Below are 20,675 nucleotides of genomic sequence, written 5' to 3'. Positions count from 1 at the left end.
CACGTAGTCCATCAAAGATCTACCGTCTGCGTAGCAGTGTCACCGCTTCGGGTTGTAGAGTACCTCAATGTAGTCGAACACAATACGTCGCGCGTCTTCCTGCCTAGCGCAGGTTTTTTGCGCTTGACCCGCGCCCTCTTGAGCAACTGGACGAAGCCTTCCGCGACAGCGTTGTAGTGGCAATTTCCGCGCCGTCTCCGTTCCGAAAACCCCAGCTTCAAGCGGCATTTGTAGATTGCATTGCCGCATCTCCCAATGCAACAGCTGACTGTCGGGAATGGCCAAATTGCACACGTAGCTGGTTCGGCAGGTCTTAAAGTTGAGCAGTCATCTGAATGGCCGCTCTCTGGCATACACGAAGGTCGGCTCCTGGCCGGATGTGTGAGGTCACGAACGGCAGCTTCGTGGCAACGAAACTCGCAGTAGCCCAGTCTGCCTGAACGGCAGCTTCAGAGAAGTCCGGATGGCCGTTTTGGGTCGATCGCTGCCAGTGGCCTGAAGAATCTGAACGACGGCTCTCAGTCAGGTCCGGCCTTTGGCGCTCGGCCTCAGCAGTAACTGTTCTGGCTGGCCGCTTGTGGCTTGGTAGCGGCCACTGAACTGTCGTGGTTTGGTGACGGCAATCGACCCCCCGAGTTCGACACTTTTCGCGTGCCGATCGCATAAATTGCACCTCAATGCTTGCAAAAACAAGGCGTTAGTATTTTTTCCGAAACCGTCGTGTAGTGACACGTTATTTCGTTGAGGCTATTGCCTGTAGTCGATCTGGGCGATACAGTAGCGACATGTTTGTGAGGATCACTACGTCGGGGCCGCGGCGCTACGTCAAGCTCGTCGAGGCCTACCGCGACGCCGGCGGCGTCTCCCGCCAACGAGTCATCGCCACCCTCGGGCGGATCGAAGCAGTGCGCGCCGGCGAAGCCGACTCGCTGGTCAATGGTCTGCTGCGCGCAGCGGGCAAGCCGTCCCTTGAAGAAGGCACCGGTGACGTGTCCTTCGCACCCGCCCTGTCGGTCGGCGACACCTGGCTGCTCACCGCCCTGTGGCAGGAACTGGGCTTCGCCGATGCCTTCCGCCGGGTATTGCGCAACCGCCGCCAGTTCGACGCCGAGCACTTGTTGCGGGTGATGGTCTTCAACCGCCTATGCGATCCCGAATCGAAGCTGGGCATCCTGCGCTGGCTGGAAGGCACCCGCATTCCCGAAGTCGCCACCGAATCGGTCATCCATCAGCATCTGTTGCGCACCATGGATACGCTGGCGGACTGCGCCGAGACGATGGATAAGGTCGTGGCCGGTCTTCTGCGCCCCTTGATCGACCAGGAGTTGTCGATCGTCTTCTACGATCTCACGACGATCCGTACCGAAGGCAGCACCGAACTCTCTGGCGAGGTCCGGCGCTTTGGCCTGTCGAAGGATGGCGGGATCGTCCGGCAGGTGATGCTGGGAGTGGTACAGACCGCCGAAGGCCTGCCGATTCATCACGAGGTCTTCGCCGGCAACAGCGGCGAGACGACGACGCTGGTGTCGACGATCGAGAAGGTCCTGGCGCGCTATCCGATCAAGCGGGTGGTGCTGGTTGCCGATCGGGGCTTGCTGAGTCTGGATAATCTGGACGCCATCCGAGCGATTCGGGTGGGCGGTCAGCCACTGGAATTCATTCTGGCCGTCCCGGCCCTCCGCTACGCGGACTTCGATACCCTGCTGGCCGAATTCCATGAGCAGCGCTGCCTGTCGGCGACCGAAGAACTCGTCGGGGAAGTGGAATGGCAGGGCTTTCGTTTGATCGTGGCGCACCGCCCCGACACCGCCAGCGAACAGGGGCAAGCGCGGGATGCACGCATCGCGGTGCTGGAGGCCGACGCGGCAAAGTGGGCGGGCAAGCTTGATGGCCAGGATTCCGGTCAGACCCACCGTGGCCGGAAGTTGTCGGATGCCGGCACGACGGCCCGCTTCTACCGCGCTGTCACAGAGGCTCACCTGGCGAACATCATCAAGGTCAATCTGGCGGCGGACGTATTCACCTACGAGATCGACCAGCGGGCCCTCAGTCGTGCGCGCATGATGGATGGCAAGCTGATCCTGGTCTCGAACATGCCGGATCACACGCCGGCCGAGATCGTGGCGCGCTACAAGGCACTCGCCGACATCGAGCGAGGTTTTCGTGTCCTGAAGTCGGAGATCGAGATCGCGCCGGTCTTCCATCGCTTGCCGAACCGGATTCGCGCGCATGCCTTGATTTGCTTCCTGGCGCTGGTGTTGTATCGCGTGCTGCGCATGCGCCTGAAAGCCAAGGATAGCCAGATTTCGCCGGAGCGTGCGCTGGAGATCGCGCGTCGCATCCAGTTTCACCAGATCACCTTGCATCAACGTCAATCGGCGTCGGGCCTGTCGGCCATCACGCCACAGCAGAAGGAGTTGTTCGAGACCGTCGCCCTGCCAGAACCATCCGCCAAGCGTTTGTAGTGCCAATTTCACTTACATGAATTGCGCATATTCAATGACTTACGGGATTTACTGTCGAACTCGGGCGACCCATTGCTGCCGGTCGAGCTTTTGCAGAGCGGCCATTCGCGTCAAGATCCCGCGCGGTGGAAGCGGCCGTTCGTTACGTCGCAGTGATCTTGGCCGCCCGAGCGGCAGGTTTGGGAAACTGTCTTTCGAGTCAAACCAATGAAAGGAATCGTCCCAGTATTTTCCAGTTCTGACCATGGCTTTGAGGATGGTCAGGAGCTTGCTCATACACGCGACGAAGGTGACCTTTTTTGGTTTCCCAACAAACACCAGGCGATGATAGTGTAAGTGCAAATTACGGCATTGAAGCCGCTGTCTAAAGTGCGGCCATGCAGATGTTGCGCTCTATCTGTCCGCGTCCGCCGAAGATGTTGCGTTTGTCGCGCATTTGTGTCCGCGCCGGCGTGAAACCGGTCCGCACTGGACGGTTTGAAACTGGAGTCCCGCCATGCCGTTCCCCGACAAATAAAATCGCGCGCTTTCAGTGCGTTACCTCGCCTTGACATGTTGGCCAATCAGGTCTCGCTCCGACGCTCCGCTGGTTGTTCCACGGCCTCCAAAAGAACACCGAAGAAGGGCCACACAGCGAAGGAAGATACAAGATTTCCAATTTGCATAGCCAAAGAAGATCCAGTTTCACGTCGTCACGTTTGAGCCGGTTTCAGAATGGCCGCGACACGCATTTGGCCGGAGTCTCGATTGAACGGAGAAACGGCCCCCTGTGTCAGAGTAGTTGCCGCTTCGATAGGATCTGAACTTTGAGGGCGATAGCGAGGACAAGAAGTGGCACTTTACGGCCCCGTTGGCCACTTCAAAATCCCCCACTTATGGTCACCCAAACTCCCCCAGGCAGGACCGTAGAAATTGTAATGCAGTCGCTCGCGGCGGGTCGGTTTTTTGACCCGCCGTTGGTGATGGATGAGGAACCCGTTACTGCGTAACGGAAGCGGCAGTGAAGTACTGATCCCACTCGGGCGCATCGATATCGAGGGTGGCGATGATGCGATCATCCATGGCGCTGACCAAGCGCTGGACGATCTCGCGTTTCGTTACGCAGTAACGGCGAGCCAATCGTTCGATAGCCAAATCGGTGCGCGTACTGACCCACAGATTGAGGCGGCGTTCGCCGTTGCCGTCCTCGCCGGCATGAGGGCGACGGGCACGGTAGGAAGCTTGTCTTTGAGCGGCGGTCTTGGCCATATTTGTCTCCGGAGATTGCGTTACGCAGTAACGGGCTTGTGCGCTCGTTACTGCGTAACGCTGGGATGAGTTGAACGGGAATGGGTTTGCTTTGGCGGCGCGGACCCTGGCCGGAAGGAGCGAAGCGCTGTCCAGCGGACCGTGGAATGTGTGCCGCAGGCACACGGAAAGGAAGTTCAGCATGGACTGACTGACTGTGTAGAAAGCTACATGGGAGATGAGGGTAGGTCCCTCGGGGTCGGCTTTCAGGAGCGGGCCTCAAACCACCCCAAGCTGCTGCGGTCAAGAGCCGTGGTAGCGAGCGTTGGGGCAAGAGTTCAAGGATTACCTTGGGCAGGTATGGATCAGAGAGACGAACGAAAGTGAACCTTCGATGACGCGTCGTTAACCGGAGTTGTCGTCAAAACCAGAGGCGATTCCACCTTCTGGGACAAGCTTGCCGGGCACCTGATTACTGGGCAAGCGGCGGCCGGCGTATAGGAGGCGTGAAGCTGATCCAGGCTTCTGTGTGGAACTGCGGGAACCAGTCGTTCCGATGTCAAGGGAGAAGCACAAGTGGCAGAAACCACGAGGCGAGAGTACCGATGCGGAGCACTGGGACGGACCGACCCGTACGAGCGATGAAGGCTGGTAATGCGGCTGGAGCAAAGGGGTCGGATCAAGCGGTTGCATTTGGCGTTCAACTGGCAACAGGAGGAAACGGATGAGTGCAACAAAACCATTTGCCATTGACAAATGGCTGGTGTACGAAGCGTATCAAGCGGTCAAAGCCAATGCGGGATCGGCAGGGGTGGATAAGGAATCGATCGGCGACTTCGAGAAGGATCTGAAGGGAAACCTCTACAAGATCTGGAACCGGATGTCGTCGGGAAGCTACTTTCCGCCGCCGGTCAAAGCGGTTGCCATTCCCAAGAAGAATGGCGGGGAGCGCATATTGGGTGTTCCAACGGTGGCAGATCGTGTGGCACAGACGGTTGTCAAGCGGTTGATAGAGCCCGGGATAGAAGCCAAGTTTCTACCGGATTCCTACGGTTACCGGCCCGGAAGATCGGCGCTGGACGCCGTGGGGGTAACGCGGGAACGATGCTGGAAGTATTCCTGGGTTCTGGAGTTTGATATCAAAGGCCTGTTTGACAACATCGACCATGCATTGCTGGAGAAGGCGCTCGAAAAGCACGTGGAGTGTGAATGGGCCATGCTTTATATCAGACGCTGGCTGACTGCGCCGCTGCAACAGGCGGACGGAACCCGGGTAGAACGTACCCGGGGGACGCCGCAAGGCGGCGTCGTCAGTCCGGTGTTGGCCAACCTGTTCCTCCACTACACGTTTGACGTCTGGATGACGAAACACTATCCAGACAACCCCTGGTGCCGGTATGCGGATGACGGGCTGGTCCATTGTCGGACCGAGCAGGAGGCGCAGGCCCTGATGGCGGCGCTCGATGCAAGGTTTGCGCAATGCGCCCTGCAGATGCATCCGGACAAGACCAAGATCGTGTACTGCAAAGACGGTAGTCGCAAGGGGAGGTATCCGGTCACGCAGTTTGATTTCCTCGGATATACCTTTCGGCCAAGGACGGTGAAGAACAGCAAGCGGAACAGGTTGTTTGTGAGTTTCACTCCTGCGGTCAGCAACAAGGCGGCGACGGCAATGCGGCAAAAGACACGCAAACTGAACTATCGGAATCGTACGGACCTGAGCCTGGCGGATATTGCGCGGTTACACAATCCGATCCTTCGGGGTTGGCTGGCTTACTACGGGCGGTACCGGCAATCGGCGATGTATGCTGTCTTCAGGCACTTCAATCTGACGTTGATTGCCTGGGCGATGAAGAAGTACAAGAGGCTGACGAACCATAAGGTACGGGCCATACGATTTCTCGAGAACATCTGCGAGAAACAGCCGCACCTCTTCGTGCACTGGCAGAAAGGAATGGTCGGTGCGTTTGCTTGATGGGAGCGGTGTGAATCGAGAGGTTCACGCACCGTTCTGCGAGAGGCTGTGGGTGAAATTCCTTCGGTCTACTCACCAAATGGGCGGCGTGCCGCCCGTTTATGCCGCGAAAGCCGCTTGACAGCGTGTAGCGACCCCACGCTCCTGGCGGTTGCCGGGGATGGTTTGATCATCCCCGGCGGCTGCCCCGTGGCGAACGCGGGGTTTGGGGCAGCGCCCCAAAGGACGGGGGATGAGCACCAGGACTCGCCAAGCCAGACGCTGGCGGGAGGTTCGAAGCGGCGCATCAGCTATCTGAAGCCTGCTGTGCGAAGCGCGTCGCCGCCTCCTTGAGACGATAGCTGCGGCCCTCGAACTCGAGCAGATGCGAGCGATGCATCAGCCGGTCGAGAATGGTGCTGGCCATCGTGTTGTCGCCCAGGTATTTGCCCCAGTCCTGGACCACCCGGTTGGAAGTCACCACCAGGCTGCGGCGCGTCTTGTAACGCTGATGGACCAGCATTTGCAGCAACTCGCCCGCACTGTCGCTGATGCGCCGGGCCAGGAAGAGATCGTCCAGTACCAGCAGGTCGGCATCGAGCCAGGGACGCAGCTGCCGCTGCTGATCGGCGCCACTGCACAGCGCGTAGCTCGCAAAGACACTGTCGGCTTCGAGCACCCGCACATCCAGGCCCTGCAGGGTCGCCTGGTAAGCGACCGCCTTGGCGATCCGACTCTTGCCGGTACCCGGTTTGCCGATGATCAGCGCGTTCTGGCCTTCGGCGACGAATTTCAGCGTATGCAGCTCGAAGCACGCCTGGCGCGGCAGCTTCGGATTGAAGCGCCAGTCAAAGTCCGTCAAGGTCGCGCGCTCGTCCAAACCCGAGTGCTGGTAACGGCGGTCCAGCAAGCGCGAGCGGCGCCGGTCCAGTTCGTCCTGCAGAATCATCGAGAAGGTCTCCAGGAAAGGCGCCTGATTCGCCTGCGCTTGCAACACACGCGTCTCCAGGGTGGCGCGAATACCGGACAGGCGCAGGTCGCGCAGCGCGCGTTCGATCTCGTTCATGGTCATGCTCATTGGGGCTCCTCTACGGTAGATGGCAAGGCGGCGCTCTTTTGAGCGCCAAGGGAGAACAGGTCGCCGTAGTCCTCGGCGGCGCGAATCAAACGGTCGTCCTGGGTCAACGCCAACTCGCCCTGCAGCGGGGTATCGATATCGGCCAGAGCCTCGTTGAGCAGGCGCTCGGTGAGCGCCTTGATCTGTTGATAGCTGCGCACACCGTCGTGCAGGGCCATCGCGCAGGCACGGTCGATCAGCGTGCGGGGGTAGCGCTTGACCAGGCCGACGATGCCCCACAGGCGGCGCTGACCGGCACGCCCCTCTTGATCAAAGAGGCACTGGCACAACTGCTCGGCGGCCGGGCCGATGGCCTTGGCCTCGCTCAAAATGCGACGGGTTTCCCGCGACGGATTGAAGGGACGCTCCTCGTCGGGCAAGATCACGCTGCCCGGCTGCGCCGCCCGAGGGTGGGTGCGCAGCAAGGCCTGCGACTGGAAGTCGCGAATCTCGAGGTGCTGCTCGAACAGGCGGACCAGCACACGGCTGCCGATACGCGCCGGACGGGCGGCATAGCTGCTGTGGTCGACGCGCACGCAGCTGTCGTCGCAGACCGTGCGTAGCGACTCGGTGAAATAGGCGAACCCCTGCAACGGCAGGGGTTTGAGCAGCGGGCGTTCCTCCTGGAACATCGCCTCGACCTGACGTTTGGCACTGCCGTGAATGCGTTGCGCCGCCCAGCGCGTCTCCCACTGTTCGAGGAACGCGTTCTGCTCCTCGATCGAGGCGAAGCGTCGCCCCTTGAGCGCCGTACTCTGGGTATGCTGAATGGCGTTCTCGACGCTGCCCTTGCGATTCGGATCCCGGACCCGCGCGGGGTCGGCGACGACGCCGTAATGCGCGAGCACGGCCGCGTAGACCGGGTTGAGCTGCGGCTCGTACAGGTCGGGCTTGATGACCCCTTCCTTCAGGTTGTCGAGCACCACGTACTGGCTGCTGCCGCCGAAATAGCGCCAGGCCTGCTCGTGCAGTCTGGCCCAGGCTTCCTGGCTGGATTTCCAGACCACCCGTCGAAAGCTGCGCCGGGAATAGCGCAGGGTCATGACAAACAGACGCGGCCGACGATAGCGCTCACTGCCGGGGTAAAGCGTCATCGCCCCCTCGCCATAGTCGACCTGCGCCTCTTCGCCGGCGGCGAATTCCAGCCGATCAAACTGCGCCGGCTCGTGTGCGATCAGCGTCCCGGCAAAGCGCTTGACACTGTTATAGCTGGCCGGAAAGCCGAACTGATCGACGAGGTCCTGGTAGATCGCCGTGAAGTTGCGGCGAAGCTGTAACTGCGCCTCGATGAAGGCGCGGTGCGGCTCACAGGCGGAAGTCGATGGCCGGCTCGGCGCCGGTGGCCGGGGTGGGGGAATTTGACCGGGAGGGCCGGTGGCCACCCCGGGGGAATTTGCCCCTTCGCTCGCAAAACGCCGCGCCAGACTGCGGATCGTCTTGCGATCGATCTCGGTGATGCGGGCAATTTCGCGCTGACTCTTTCCGGCGGCCAGCAGGGTGAAGACCGTGGTTTGCAGATGTGGCTTCAAGACGTTCACTCCAGACTCCCCCTCAACAATCGAGGGGGGAAGATAACGTCCTGCCCGGGATGCTCCGAAAGCGCTAAAAACGGGGCCCTATTGCTCCGTCACGCGACCTTCAGGATGGGGGATTTTGAAGTGACCAAACGTGGGGGAAGTTGACCGGCCAACGGGGCTTTACGGAAAAGCAATGAAGGATCGAGTGTGGGAGCGGTCATTGCGTCGGGGCGAGCCGGAATGGCGCTGAGGGGGGCGCCTGTGCGTACCCGAAGCTTGCCGCTTCACGCGAGGCCGCGCGACCAGTGCACATCTCAATTTCCCTAAACTCACGGTAATCTAGTGTAGTGTTGCATTCTGTTTGGAACTTAAACGGCTGTTGGCACGGATGACCTTCTGGAGGATGTCGCGAGCGCTCTTGGTCCAGATAAACGGCTTTGGCTTGGTGTTGTGATGAGCGATGTAGTCGTCGATGGCAGTGACCAACGCGGGGACGCTGGTGAACACGCCGCGGCGCAGTCGTTCGGTGGTGATGTCGCGGAAGAAGCGCTCGACCATGTTCAACCAGGAGGCCGAGGTGGGGGTGAAATGCATCTGAATCCGCGGATGTTTGGCCAACCATTCCTGCACGACGGGATGCTTGTGGGTAGCGTAGTTGTCGGCGACCAGGTGCAGCGCCTTGTCCTTCGGCGTTTCCCGATCGATCTTGCGCAGGAACTTGAGCCACTCGGTGTGGCGGTGTTGCTGCTCGCACTGCGCTATGACACTGCCGTCCAGCACGTTGAGCGCGGCAAACAGCGTGGTCGTGCCGTTGCGCTTGTAATCGTGAGTCATGGTCGCCGCCCGCCCCTTCTTCAGCGGCAGTCCCGGCTGCGTACGGTCGAGTGCCTGTACCTGGCTTTTCTCGTCACAGCACAATACCAGTGCGTGCTCGGGTGGCGACATGTACAGACCGACGATGTCTTCGAGTTTCTCGACAAACTTCGGGTCGCGAGAAACCTTGAAGCCACGTACCAGATGCGGCTTCAAGCCGTTGGCACGCCAGTGGCGCGAGACGCTGGCCGCGCTGACGCCCAGTTCGGCGGCCATCTTCCGGGTACTCCAGTGCGTCGCCGCTGCGGGCGTGCTCTGCGTGGTCAGTTCCACCAGTCGCGCCACGTCCACCTTCGCCGGGGGGGCGCCGCGCGGCAAGTCGCGCTCGATTCCCGCCAGTCGCGACTTCGCATAACGCCCCCGCCAACGCGAAACCTGTACGCGGCCAATCCCCAACTGATCCGCGATGTCATCGTTTCGCATCCCTTCGGCAGCCAGCAGCACAATCTGCGCACGCTGTGCCAGCCGTACGCTGGCGCGCCTCGAACGTGCCAGTCTGGTCAACTCCCCACGCTCCTCTTCGGACAACACAATCTTCGGGGCAACTCGCATCTGAATCTCCACTCTCCACGCAACGCAGATTGGAGAAGTGAAATCCAAATAAGTTCCCTCAAGAATGCAACACTACACTAGCGGAGTTGCTTCGGTGAAATATTCGGAACAAGCCGACATCGTCGGTCTGTTCCGATGACAGTGATTTCTGCGTCAGGCACTCGCCACCAACGGCGCGAGATTGGCTCGCAATTTCCGCATCGCCTGGATTTCGATCTGGCGAATTCGCTCGGCGGAGACGTGAAACTCGCCGGCGAGCTCGTGCAAGGTTGCCGGGTCTTCCTCCCTCAGCCAACGTGATTCGACGATCCGACGACTTCGCGGGTCGAGACTGCCCAAGGCTCTCTGAAGATCTTCAGTGTACAGACGTTCGCGGTCGCGACCTTCGAGAACGTGTACGGGCTCGCGCGAGTGGTCGGCCAAATAGGCGGCGGGAACAAAGGCCTCGTCGTCATCAGCCTGGGCGTCAAATGCGGTGTCGTGACCTGATAGGCGAGTGTCCATCTCGGCCACCTCGGCAGGCTTGACATTCAGACGCTGCGCGATACTGGCAGCCTCTTGTGCGCCGACGCCGCTGCGGTTGACCTTCATGCTGCGCAAGTTGAAGAACAGCTTGCGCTGCGCCTTGGTGGTTGCCAACTTCACCATCCGCCAGTTCTTGAGGATGTACTCGTGAATCTCGGCTTTGATCCAGTGGACGGCAAAGGAAACCAGCCGAACCCCGCGTGCCGGTTCAAAGCGCTTTACCGCTTTCATCAGACCAATGCTTCCCTCCTGGATCAGGTCCGCGTGGGGTATGCCGTAGCCCAGGTAGCCACGCGAGACGGAGATCACCAGGCGCAGGTGCGAGAGGACCAGCTGCCGTGCAGCATCGAGATCGTTTTCATTGCGTAGTCGGCCCTGCAGAATTCGTTTAACAGCCCTGAAACGCGACGCGCGGTGCGCGGGGCGCATCCTGCCGAGCCTCGTTCTCTGAAATCGCCGCCAGCAGTGCCTGCCACAGCGAGCGCAAAAAAACCGCCTTCAGTCCCAAGCGAACCATCGCCCGCAACAACCAGCGCAGGTTGAAGCCGGTAGCGCACAGCACCGTGTGCAGGGCGTCGCCGAGTTGGCCTCGTAACCAGCAGCGATCCATCCGATGATCCGCCTTCAGATGGCCGATCGTCGGCTCGACCGCCGGTCGGCGCCTGAGGCAGCGACGCTGCTGTTGGGTTAGTGACCGGTACTTGCCGCGGTGAATGATCTCGACGTTCGGATTCTCACGATCGACGCCGCGGTAGCCCAGATCGACGAAGACCTGCTTGGGTGATTTGCCGGTGTCTTCAAGCAGGATGCGGGTCTGCTCCAGCTGTGCCGAGAGAACGTGACCGTCGTAAGGATTGCCGGGAAAGGTCCGGGCGCCGACGACCAGACCACTCTTGTGGGTGACGACGATGCTGGACTTGACACCGAATTCGTAGCGCTTGCGCGCCTTGCCTTTGCTGATGCACTCGACCTCGGGGGCATGCAGGGCGTAAAGCTTGTTCTTGTCGTTGATTTGCTGCGTGCGGATGCGTTCGGCGCGCTTGAGAAGCGTGTTCAGACGAGCGATGGCCGTGGCACAGCCGTCGCTGATCGTGCTTAGCTTGCGGCTAACTTCGCGCAGGACGATGCCGAGGATGGTGCGTTGCCGTTTGACGGTACGCCGCAGGCGGTTGAACTGCCGGGCATGGGCATAGCCACCGGCCTTGCGGCGCAGTGCCTGGCCTTCTTTGACGAAGGTCTGTTTCAGGGTGATGCCGACCTGCTTGGCGGCCTGCACGACCTTGGCCCGGGCGATCTCCAGCAAACGGCTATCGACCGGATGCGCGATGGCCTTTTCTTGCACGGTGCTATCGACGATGACCCGCTCGAACTCGCTCGGGCGCACGGCCTTGGTCTGTACGGCGGTGTCGATGGTCGCCTTGAGCAGTTCTTCGACACCCGCTTCGCCGATGGCGGTGCGAAAGCGGCCGATCTGGGTGGCATCGCACGGGAGTTTCGGGGTGTAGTAGTCCAGACCGCTGAAGTATTGCCAGACGACGTTCTCGGACCAGCGGGCGACGAGTTCTTCGTCACTGAGGTTGAAGGCGTGCTTGAGGTAGAGCAGTGCGGCCATCAGCCGTATCGGCAGGCGGGGGCGTCCGGCGGCACTGGTGCCGCTGCCGGCTATCTGCAGTGTGGAGCCGAACAGGTCGTCGCCTTCGATGACGCTGCCTTCACGACTCTGGCGAGCGAAAGCGGGGGAAAGAACCGTTTCCAGTTGGCACCAGGGCATCCGGCTCGCCAGGACCACCAGCGGGTGCCGAAGGTCAATCATCTGATCCAGCCGGGAGCGGAAAAAATCGTCAGTAGCCATCTGAACTTTGCTCAATTTCTCTCAGGTTTCGGTTATCTGTATTCTAATTTCTCAGGGATCTCGATGGGTGGATTATTGGCCGAAACCCAGTGTTTATGAGGGCTCCAGCCATATTGCAGGGCCGACTGCGTAAGCGGGTGGCCAAGTCGAACTCCTGCTTCTCGGTAAGCCGCGGAATCTGTCTTACCGCTTGGATATACGCGTCGATGCTGCCCACAGCGTAGACACTTGGAAAAGTCAGAGCTTGTGTCATTTGGACTCCTCCTTTCTGTTCGTGATCAGGCGCTTACATTTTAGCACTCGCTGCATTCGAGCGCTAAACACGAAGAAAGTGCCAAGTCCTGCGACCGACATCCTTAACAACCACCCCGACGCTCACCAGCTGAGTGCCACGTAGCGTTGCGTCGAATTCTTGCGAACGAGCAGCAATACACGCTTCTTCTTGCTGCCGTCCTTCACCGCGCGGGCGAACTCCGCCGCACTCCCGACCGACTTGCCGTCTAGTTGCAGGATGACACTCCCGGACTCGATACCTGCCATGGAGGCGATAGAGCCAGGACGCACCTCGGTAACGACGACACCTTCCCCAGGCTTGGCGTCGAACTGCTCGGCAAGCTCCGGCGTCAGTGTTTGCACGGTCAAGCCGATCTCCTCGGTACGCTGTGCCGGACCCTGGGCAAGCAGCTTGTCCTTGGTGAGCTTGCCAATCGTCACGTTCAAGGTCTTGCGCTCGCCGTTGCGCAGAATGGACAGCGCTTCGGTGCTTCCGGGCGAAGTCAACGCCACCTGGTTACGGAAGCTGCCGACCTCCTTCACCGCTTGGCCGCGGTAGGCAACGATCACGTCGCCCTGGCGCAAGCCGGCTTTTTCCGCTGGCGAGTTCTCACTGACCTGAGCGACCAGGATGCCGCTCCCCGGTTCGACGGAAAACGATTTGGCAAGATCAGGCGTAAGCGGCTGGATCACGATGCCCAGATAGCCGCGCGTCACCTCCCCGTGCTCGATCAATTGCGCGGCAATCGCCTTGGCCAGATTGCTCGGAATCGCGAAGCCCACCCCCATATAGCCGCCGCTGCGGCTGAAAATGGCGGTATTGACGCCAACCACCTCGCCATCCAGGTTGACCAGCGGTCCGCCGGAGTTTCCCGGGTTGATGGCCGCATCTGTCTGGATAAAATCCTCGTAGTCGTTGATGCCAACGCCGGTTCGCCCCTTGGCGCTGACCACGCCGACCGTCAGCGTATGGCTGAGGCCAAAGGGATTGCCGATGGCCACCACCCACTCGCCGACCTCCAACTGTGAGGAATCACCCCAGGCCAGCGGTGGCAGGTCACCGGTCTTGATTTCAATGACGGCAATGTCGGACTGCGGGTCGCGTCCAGTGACTTTGGCGTCGTACTCGCGGCCGTCCTGGAACTTGACCTTGATCTTGTCCGCCTGGTCGATCACGTGGTTGTTGGTCAGGATGTATGTCTTGTCGGACAGCAAGCCATCCTTCGCGGAAAAAACGAAACCGGAGCCCTGGCCGATCGCCCGTCGTTCGCCGTGGGGGGTGTCGTGCTTGGGCATCCGCGGCATACCGGGAAAGCGTTCGCCGAAAAACCGCTCGAAGAATTCGTTCTCGAAAGGCGACTGCTCACCGAACGGCGAGGAAAACCGGGAGATGGAAGACGGTCCCTTTCCTTCAACCTGAATGAACACCACCGCCGGTGACACCGAACGCGCTACCGCGGCGAAGGCCTTGCCGGTCTTGCGCAAGCTCTCGACGCCGCCGTCGAGCGCCTGGACAGGCGCCACCATGAGAAAGGACAACAGCAGCAAGCAGGTTCGTGCGATTGAAGTGATTTTCATCGTGATCTCCAATTCGGATGGCCACTATTCGTCGACCGTGATGGTCCTCAAGCACTGAGACACCGCCTTTGGCTGTTCGCACTGAAATGTGGCGCTCATGGAGGAAGCGCAATTGACATTAACCGTTTTGGGCCGCCGGCGGGTCGCCCACTTGCATCACCTCCCTGGGGCTTCCTCGATTCTCTTGAGCGAGCCCGGCGGCTCTACACTATTGAGCCGTCGGGCACACGCGAGGCTCGAAGCGTCATTTGACGTCGATGCTCACCACCTTCGGCGCACCCGGCTTGAGCTTGGGTAACTCCACACGGAGCACACCGTCCTTGTAGCTCGCCTGGGCCTGATCCGCATTGACCGGCACCCGCAAAGGCACTGCGCGACGGAAACTGCCGTAGGCGCGCTGCATCACCCGCCATCGCCCTTCACTGGTCTCGCGCTCGAAGCGCTTTTCGCCGGTGACGACGAGACTGTCGTCACGGATCTGAATGTCCAGATCCTCCTTGTCCATACCCGGAACTTCCAGACGAATCACCAGACGTTTATCATCTTCGAAAAGGTCGCCGCCGAGCATCGACCAGCCCATGGTCGGCAGATAGGCGCCATCGTCTACCTCGGCAGGCGCCGGCATGTTGGTCTTTTCGCCAGGGCTGAAACGCGTGAGTGCGCCGGCGGCGGACTGTCTGAGATGCCGCCAGCCTTCGGCCATGTTCTCCCAGAAACTGCCGAGATTTTCTTTCAGCGTATCCAGTTTCATCTCTCACCTCCATAGTCCTTGAACGCCCTTGCAGGGGCGGCACTGCGCCGCCCCTTCAGCGCTCAGCCAACTCTGACCTCGATCTTCCGCGGCTGGGCGTGTGCGGCTTTCGGGATGCGCAGCTTGAGCACACCCTGGTTGAACTCGGCGCCGACTTTTTCGGTGTCCAGTTCCTTGGAAAGCGTGAACACCCGCCGATAACGCGGCAGGCTCACTTCGGCATGACTCGATTCCATGCCTTCGGGTACGGCCAGCGTGATCTCGCCTTCGATCGTCAGGGTGTCGGCCTCGACTTGCAGGCCCAGGCCCTCCTTGGACACACCGGGCAGATCGGCGTAGAGCGTAATGCCGCCTGCGTCTTCAATTACGTCCACCGGCGGTAGCAGGGCGCTATCGTTGCGGCTGGTTTCGGCCTGTTTGGTAACAGCGGTGTTGTCGGTCATCTTCGTTCTCCTTACTGAATGCTGATGCGCTGTGGTTGGGCAGCTTCCTTCCTGGGAATGGAGATATGCAGAACGCCGTCGCGATACCTGGCTTCCACCGCGGTCGCGTCAACGTCGTCAGGCAGGCTCACTATTCGGCGAAAGCGCCCGGTAAAACGTTCGTCGATATGCGCAGTGGCTTTATCCGGCACGGCTTCCAACTTGCGCTCTCCGGCCACGGTAAGGACGCCTTTTTCGACGTGCACCTCAAGGGCTTCCGGGGCAATGCCTGGCGCGAAAGCGTAGATCTCGACGGATTTCGGGGTGCTGCCGACGTTCATGGCCGGGAAGCCTCGGGTCAGGCCGCGAATGCTCGGAGAAATCTCGAAGTTCTGCTGCATCTCACGTTGCAGGCGATCCAGGTCCGCGAACAGTATAGTGGTCCCTGGAAATCAGACAGAGGTTTAAGCTGTGCTCCTTCATAGGGAGCGAGAAGCAATGAGTGAAGCAACGACGCGGAAGGTACATACGCCAGAGTTCAAGGCCAAGGTTGGTCTGGAGGCTGTGCGCGGGGTAAAGACGATCAACGAGATTGGGCGGGAATACGGCGTGCATCCTGTCCAGGTTGGGCAATGGAAGAAGGCGATCCAGGAGAATGCCAAGACGCTATTTGAAGGCAAGCGCGGCCCCAAGCCAGCGGCTGCGCACCGGGAGCCGGAGCTGTTGTACAGCGAGATCGGCAAGTTGAAGATGGAACTTGACTGGCTGAAAAAAAAGTCTGGGATCAGCCTGCCGTGATACGGCACGGGTGGATCGACCCCGGCGAGCCAGTCGCCGTGGTTCAGCAATGCGTTCTGGCCGGAGTGTGCCGAGCCACGGTCTATGCGCAGCGCCGGCCGCCGGTGGTCGATGCCAGCGATCTCGTCCACAGTCGGCTGATTGATGAGGAGTACACCCGGCGCCCGTTTTACGGTACCCGTCGGATGGTGATTTTTCTTGAGAAGGTGGGGCACACGGTCAATCGCAAGCGTGTGCAACGGCTGATGCGACTGATGGGGTTGTCGGGCATGGCGCCGGGGCCGAACACCAGCCGTCCGCGCCCGGAGCACCCGGTCTATCCGTATCTGTTGCGGGGCATTCCTGTGGTCAGACCCAACCAGGTGTGGAGCGCGGACATCACCTACATCCGGCTGGCGCATGGCTTCGCCTACCTCGTCGCGGTGATCGACTGGTATAGCCGCAAGGTGCTCAGCTGGCGGATCAGCAACAGCATGGAATCGGTGTTCTGTGTCGACTGCCTGGAGGAGGCTCTGCGTAGCCACGGCACACCAGAAATCTTCAACAGCGATCAAGGCGCCCAGTTCACCAGTGAAGCCTTCACCGGGGTGCTGAAGCGGGAACGCGTGGTCATCAGCATGGATGGGCGGGGGCGCGTGTTCGACAACATCTTCGTCGAGCGGCTTTGGCGCAGCGTCAAGTACGAGGACGTGTATCTGAAGGGCTATGCGACGATGGGCGAATTGATGGTTGGCTTGGCCGAGTACTTTGCCTTCTACAACGGCGAGCGTCCGCACCAGTCGCTGGGCAACGCAGCACCCGCAGTCGTCTATCGAAACGGCATAGGTGGCGGGGCATTGATCCTCGACAAGTTTGGCCGCACGGGTGGGGAATCGCCTGTTCCGCTACGCTCCACAGGCGATTCCCCACCCGCAGAAGCAAAGTCAACGACCGCATCAAAAGCAGAGTCAAAGGCAGCACCGGGGCAGCGCCGTCCAGCTGCTAGCGAAGTCAAATGCACAACTTAAACTGGGTTGATATTTGTCTTGACTCAGGGGGCCACTTTACAGGTCGCGGGGAAAAAACGAGCGATAGAGCATGTCGTAACCTCCTATAGCGTCAGTGACAGATGGCAGATGCGCCACGTTCACTTACACAATCTATGTGCGACCCAGCGAACTTCAAGGGCTTGAATTTCATTCGCCTGACCAAAAATTCTCTGCTGGTAGACGACGACGCAGGACATGGCGCACCGGGAAATCTTTACGCCGAACCGTGGTCGCTTCTTATTCAAGGAAGAACGGGTTTGTCGAGTAGAAGAGGCTCGATTCAGGCGAGCGATGATTATTGTCAGTCAGGAGTGATTCATGAATAGCACCGACAACGCCGAATCCGTCTCATCGATGCTCCTCGGTGAGGTGGCGTCCTCCGGTCTTGCCCGCGGGCGTGCCTTGCTCTGTGACTGTGCCAGGAAATCGACGCGTGCGCCCCGCAGGACGGTCAGCAAGGAGGAAGCGCGAAGAGAATTCGAGCGCTTCGACAGCGCGGTCCTGTCCGCAGAGGAAAAGCTGCAACAGGTGCAAGCGAAGGTCAGGGAGGCCGTCGGCGATGCGAAGGCCGAGATTTTTGTAGTACAGATCATGCTGTTGCGCGACGCGCAGCTGCACGACGCGGTGCGCGAGCTGTGCCTCGAAAAACGGATGAATGTGGAAGCGGCGGTCGAACGGGCGATCAAGCAGTTAGTGACGTTTTTCACCAGCCTCGAAGACGGTTACTTTCGCGAGCGAGCCCACGACCTGCACGACGTCGGCAGACGCCTCCTCGACGAGCTGGACGCCGACGCGGGGTCACCCATCCCGGCCATTACCGAAGACTGCGTGATCGTCACCGGCGAGTTGCTCGCCTCGGTAGTAGCCCAGCTTGAAGGCCAGCGGGTACGTGCGCTGGTCGTCGAAAAGGGCGGTCTCACGGCGCACGCCACGATTCTTGCCCGCTCGCTCGGCATCCCGATGCTCGTGCATGTGTCGAAGGCCACGCGAAGAATCCGCAACGGCGACCTGCTGATCGTAGACGCCCTGGCCGGCCGGGTCTTTGTGAACCCCGAGCCGGCGATGCTCGGCAAGTACGATCGCCTGGAGGCTAGCCTGCAGATTCACAAGAGCGCTTTGAAGGACTTGATCGGCCTCCCGGCGATCACGTCCGATGGCGTGGAAATCAAGCTCTGTGCCAATATCGGCCAGACTGTCGACGCGGTGGCTGCGGCGACCGTAAAAGCCGATGGGGTCGGACTCTACCGCACCGAGTTCGTCTTCCTGGTGCAGGATCATTTCCCTTCGGAAGACGAGCAATACCGCTTCTACCGCACGACGGCCGAGCACTTGCAGCCGCGTGAAACGGTGATTCGCGTCCTCGATGTTGGCAGCGACAAACCGCTCAGCTACTTTCCGCTGCCGCGCGAGGCCAATCCGACGCTAGGTTGCCGGGGAATGCGGCTCTTGCTTGCCCACCCCGCGATTCTGCAGACTCAACTGCGGGCCATACTCCGCTTGAGCGCATCTCATCCGGTAGCCATTCTGCTGCCGATGATCGACGGCCTGGACGACTTGCGCGCCGCCAAAGCGGCGATCGATACGGCGCAGGGCGAACTCGCGGCAAGCGGGCAGTCGTTTAATCCCAGAATTCCCGTCGGCGCGATGATCGAGACGCCGTCTGCCGCGGTCCTCATCGAGCGCCTGGCCGATGAGGTCGATTTCTTCAGTGTCGGCAGCAATGATCTGGTGCAGTTCCTGCTCGCTGCTGACCGGATCAGTGAAGATGAGCATTCCACCTATGAGCCGCTGCATCCAGCGGTCATCCAGGTGCTGGCGACGCTGGCAACGTCCGCAGGACGCAAGGGCAAAGCGATTTCGCTGTGCGGAGAAATCGCCAGCGACCCGTTTTATACGAAACTCCTGATCGGCCTGGGATTTCGCAGCCTCAGCGTCAGTCCAAACCGCATTCTCGACGTCAAGCACGCAATTCGCTCGACGAGCGTGAGAGACGCCGAAGAACTGGCTGCTCGCATTCTGGCATTGAGCTCGACCCGCGATACCCGGGCCTGCATGTCCGAAGACTGGAGTCGCCACGGCCCGGTATCCTCGAACGAACTCGACAGCTCGTCAGCGGCGGACGCCGCGGCGCCGGTGACGCACAACGCTGCTTTGCAGCGCTTTGAACTACAGGCAGACGGCGCGCCACTCGCGTTTCTGAGCTACGTCCTCACCAGGGATCGCGTCGTGCTCGATCACACCTTCGTGCCGGAGGCGCTGCGCGGGCGTGGGATTGCGGCAGCACTGACCCAGGCCGCATTGGACGATGCGCGTCAGCGAGGCCTGACCGTCATTCCGCATTGTTCATACGTTGCCGGGTTCGTCCAGCGCCATCCGGAATTCGCCCGTGTAGTCGGCCGGCGGGAAGGAAATGCGGAGTGAAGGATCAGGCTTGGTGAGGGGCGCCATTGCCGATTTCGCAGTCGGGCGCAAGCGCATGATTCGACTGGTCCGGAGGCGACAGAATTGGCCCTCACTCTGCTTTCTGCTTTCCACCAAGCTGCCATTGAAAGGGTCAGCACAGCGAACGATGAGCGGCAACCTTGTGGCGGAGTAAGCGCAGCTCGAAGTCTGTTTTCGAGTGGCGGTTCTGCCCATGAAGCTACCGTTGCGCCTGTCGTGGGGCGACCGGGAGGAATGCGCCGCGGGCTGCAGTCAGAAAGCTCTCATCCAGCCTTTTTGATCGACCGGCAGCGCCCACCGCGAAGCTGTCGCTCCTTCGTGCAAAATCGCAATGCCGACGCCAATGGCCGCTGACGGGTCAGTGGTCCATTTCAACGTCGGGTTGTGGGGAAAATCGCCACCGGCAGCTCATGGCCGACTCCAGCCAACTTCTTCGATATCGCAAGGCAGCGGTTGCTCGCCAAAATCGCCAATGCGTACTTACGACCCAGAGCCGCCATCCATCTCGTCAATGGTTCAACGGCAGGTCCGAGAGAACCGGTCCTACAGAGAACCGTCCGAAATTAGTCGTTGGGCCCCGCCGCATGCTCGAGTTCAAGAGCTGGGATCACATCGTCCTTGCGCGCGCCGACGGCGCCTGGCAGCTAACAATGGCGGGCGCCTCGTGGATGAGTGCATCGTTGTCGACCGCTGCGACCATGAAGAGCGCGAAGTCAATGCGGCGCGTGATGTTGCTCTTCAGGATCGGGTCACCCACGTGTCGGCTCCAGAGGGGCAAACCCTGACTTTCTCCCTCCTCGAGGTCGCTGCCACGCACCACCGTCCACCGCGTGTCGCTGGCAAATATCCGCCGGCAGGCCTCAACCTGATCGTCCAGTTCCACCAAACGAAGCCATCGCGCGATGCGGCCGGCGATGATTACCATGGCTTTCAGTTTCCAGGAGTAGACGTCCTCGCCGTCGCGGCTGATGTGCCATCCGCAGGAGAATATGAGGCGAGCATCCGGCTCGGCAAAGTCCATCACCGCCTGAGCCGTTCCTGACGAATATTGCTGCACGCCCCAGGGCGCCAGGACGACGAGCACCGCATCGCATCCGGCGACCGCCTGTCTGATCACGGCGCGGTCGTTCGTTGCGCCGGCAACGATGATGATGCGCTCCTTGAAATCGTCGAGCTTGTCTACGCTGCCCTGCCTGCACACGCCGACCACGTCGTAGCCGCGATCGAGCGCATGCCGAACCATGTAACGCCCAAGCTTTCCGGACGCACCCACAATGCATACTCTCTTTGGCATTTCTTCC

At 60.5% G+C, this 20,675-nt stretch carries 13 protein-coding genes and 4 pseudogenes; 4 read left to right on the top strand and 13 right to left on the bottom strand.

The genetic code is table 11. The annotated features are described in order from the left end of the window. Nucleotides 1–42: 42 nt before the first annotated feature. Nucleotides 43–194 (bottom strand): annotated as a pseudogene (locus tag QZ648_RS11730) (IS3 family transposase); the annotation flags it as partial. A 591-nt stretch (nt 195–785) separates the two neighbouring features. Here QZ648_RS11730 and QZ648_RS11725 point away from each other — a divergent pair. Next, nucleotides 786–2,465: an IS1634 family transposase gene (locus tag QZ648_RS11725; RefSeq protein ID WP_291997140.1), complete on the top strand. Its 1,680-nt coding sequence runs from the start codon at nt 786–788 to the stop codon at nt 2,463–2,465. Nucleotides 2,466–3,443: 978 nt separating this feature from the next. Here QZ648_RS11725 and QZ648_RS11720 read toward each other — a convergent pair. Then, on the bottom strand, nt 3,444–3,713 hold the full coding sequence (locus tag QZ648_RS11720) for a hypothetical protein (protein WP_291997139.1): 270 nt from the start codon (nt 3,711–3,713) through the stop codon (nt 3,444–3,446). 703 nt (nt 3,714–4,416) lie between these two features. On the opposite strand from QZ648_RS11720, the gene ltrA reads away from it, so the two are divergent. Continuing rightward, the gene (gene ltrA / locus QZ648_RS11715) at nt 4,417–5,667 is read left to right on the top strand and encodes a group II intron reverse transcriptase/maturase (protein ID WP_291997138.1); all 1,251 of its coding nucleotides are present in this window, start codon (nt 4,417–4,419) and stop codon (nt 5,665–5,667) included. Nucleotides 5,668–5,953: 286 nt separating this feature from the next. On the opposite strand, the gene istB is transcribed toward ltrA, so the two are convergent. The 10 genes and pseudogenes from istB to QZ648_RS11665 all read right to left on the bottom strand — a co-directional run bounded on the left by istB (nt 5,954) and on the right by QZ648_RS11665 (nt 15,507). Beyond that, nucleotides 5,954–6,718, bottom strand: a complete 765-nt coding sequence (gene istB, locus QZ648_RS11710) for an IS21-like element helper ATPase IstB (RefSeq protein WP_291997239.1) — start codon at nt 6,716–6,718, stop codon at nt 5,954–5,956. A 2-nt stretch (nt 6,719–6,720) separates the two neighbouring features. Beyond that, on the bottom strand, nt 6,721–8,301 hold the full coding sequence (gene istA / locus QZ648_RS11705) for an IS21 family transposase (protein WP_291997137.1): 1,581 nt from the start codon (nt 8,299–8,301) through the stop codon (nt 6,721–6,723). 318 nt (nt 8,302–8,619) lie between these two features. After that, on the bottom strand, nt 8,620–9,705 hold the full coding sequence (locus tag QZ648_RS11700; protein WP_291997136.1) for an IS630 family transposase: 1,086 nt from the start codon (nt 9,703–9,705) through the stop codon (nt 8,620–8,622). 153 nt (nt 9,706–9,858) lie between these two features. Then, the gene (rpoH, locus tag QZ648_RS11695; RefSeq protein WP_291997135.1) at nt 9,859–10,659 is read right to left on the bottom strand and encodes an RNA polymerase sigma factor RpoH; all 801 of its coding nucleotides are present in this window, start codon (nt 10,657–10,659) and stop codon (nt 9,859–9,861) included. Nucleotides 10,660–10,708: 49 nt separating this feature from the next. After that, a pseudogene (locus QZ648_RS11690) lies at nt 10,709–12,082 on the bottom strand (IS5 family transposase); the annotation flags it as partial. Nucleotides 12,083–12,209: 127 nt separating this feature from the next. Next, a pseudogene (locus tag QZ648_RS11685) lies at nt 12,210–12,335 on the bottom strand (sigma-70 factor domain-containing protein); the annotation flags it as partial. A 122-nt stretch (nt 12,336–12,457) separates the two neighbouring features. Continuing rightward, the gene (locus QZ648_RS11680; RefSeq protein ID WP_291997134.1) at nt 12,458–13,933 is read right to left on the bottom strand and encodes a DegQ family serine endoprotease; all 1,476 of its coding nucleotides are present in this window, start codon (nt 13,931–13,933) and stop codon (nt 12,458–12,460) included. Nucleotides 13,934–14,177: 244 nt separating this feature from the next. Beyond that, nucleotides 14,178–14,684, bottom strand: coding sequence for an Hsp20/alpha crystallin family protein (locus tag QZ648_RS11675; protein WP_291997133.1), 507 nt, complete (start codon nt 14,682–14,684; stop codon nt 14,178–14,180). Nucleotides 14,685–14,746: 62 nt separating this feature from the next. Continuing rightward, on the bottom strand, nt 14,747–15,127 hold the full coding sequence (locus QZ648_RS11670; RefSeq protein WP_291997132.1) for an Hsp20/alpha crystallin family protein: 381 nt from the start codon (nt 15,125–15,127) through the stop codon (nt 14,747–14,749). An 11-nt stretch (nt 15,128–15,138) separates the two neighbouring features. Next, on the bottom strand, nt 15,139–15,507 hold the full coding sequence (locus QZ648_RS11665) for an Hsp20/alpha crystallin family protein (RefSeq protein WP_291997131.1): 369 nt from the start codon (nt 15,505–15,507) through the stop codon (nt 15,139–15,141). Nucleotides 15,508–15,604: 97 nt separating this feature from the next. Here QZ648_RS11665 and QZ648_RS11660 point away from each other — a divergent pair. Next, nucleotides 15,605–16,761: pseudogene (locus QZ648_RS11660) on the top strand (IS3 family transposase); the annotation flags it as partial. Between the two features lie 489 nt (nt 16,762–17,250). Then, nucleotides 17,251–19,353 carry a phosphoenolpyruvate--protein phosphotransferase gene (ptsP, locus tag QZ648_RS11655; RefSeq protein ID WP_291997130.1) on the top strand — a complete coding sequence of 701 codons (2,103 nt, stop codon included), beginning with the start codon at nt 17,251–17,253 and terminating at the stop codon, nt 19,351–19,353. A gap of 628 nt (nt 19,354–19,981) precedes the next feature. Here the strand turns inward: ptsP and QZ648_RS11650 are convergent. Next, a complete protein-coding gene (locus QZ648_RS11650; protein ID WP_291997238.1) occupies nt 19,982–20,668 on the bottom strand; it encodes an NAD(P)-binding oxidoreductase in 687 nt (228 codons plus the stop codon). Between the last annotated feature and the right edge of the window lie 7 nt (nt 20,669–20,675).

The organism is Candidatus Accumulibacter sp. ACC012, from assembly GCF_907163155.1.
In the GTDB taxonomy this organism is placed as follows: Bacteria; Pseudomonadota; Gammaproteobacteria; order Burkholderiales; family Rhodocyclaceae; genus Accumulibacter; species Accumulibacter delftensis.
The sequence above is the reverse complement of the archived record's forward strand: the minus strand, read 5'-3'. Positions and strand labels throughout refer to the sequence as shown.

Coding starts and splice junctions, on each gene's coding strand:
- QZ648_RS11700 (WP_291997136.1), bottom strand. CDS start 9,705: ATGCGAGTTGCCCCGAAGATTGTGTTGTCCGAAGAGGAGCGTGGGGAG.
- QZ648_RS11650 (WP_291997238.1), bottom strand. CDS start 20,668: ATGCCAAAGAGAGTATGCATTGTGGGTGCGTCCGGAAAGCTTGGGCGT.
- ltrA (WP_291997138.1), top strand. CDS start 4,417: ATGAGTGCAACAAAACCATTTGCCATTGACAAATGGCTGGTGTACGAA.
- QZ648_RS11720 (WP_291997139.1), bottom strand. CDS start 3,713: ATGGCCAAGACCGCCGCTCAAAGACAAGCTTCCTACCGTGCCCGTCGC.
- QZ648_RS11675 (WP_291997133.1), bottom strand. CDS start 14,684: ATGAAACTGGATACGCTGAAAGAAAATCTCGGCAGTTTCTGGGAGAAC.
- rpoH (WP_291997135.1), bottom strand. CDS start 10,659: ATGCGCCCCGCGCACCGCGCGTCGCGTTTCAGGGCTGTTAAACGAATT.
- QZ648_RS11665 (WP_291997131.1), bottom strand. CDS start 15,507: ATGCAGCAGAACTTCGAGATTTCTCCGAGCATTCGCGGCCTGACCCGA.
- QZ648_RS11680 (WP_291997134.1), bottom strand. CDS start 13,933: ATGAAAATCACTTCAATCGCACGAACCTGCTTGCTGCTGTTGTCCTTT.
- QZ648_RS11725 (WP_291997140.1), top strand. CDS start 786: ATGTTTGTGAGGATCACTACGTCGGGGCCGCGGCGCTACGTCAAGCTC.
- QZ648_RS11670 (WP_291997132.1), bottom strand. CDS start 15,127: ATGACCGACAACACCGCTGTTACCAAACAGGCCGAAACCAGCCGCAAC.
- istB (WP_291997239.1), bottom strand. CDS start 6,718: ATGACCATGAACGAGATCGAACGCGCGCTGCGCGACCTGCGCCTGTCC.
- ptsP (WP_291997130.1), top strand. CDS start 17,251: ATGAATAGCACCGACAACGCCGAATCCGTCTCATCGATGCTCCTCGGT.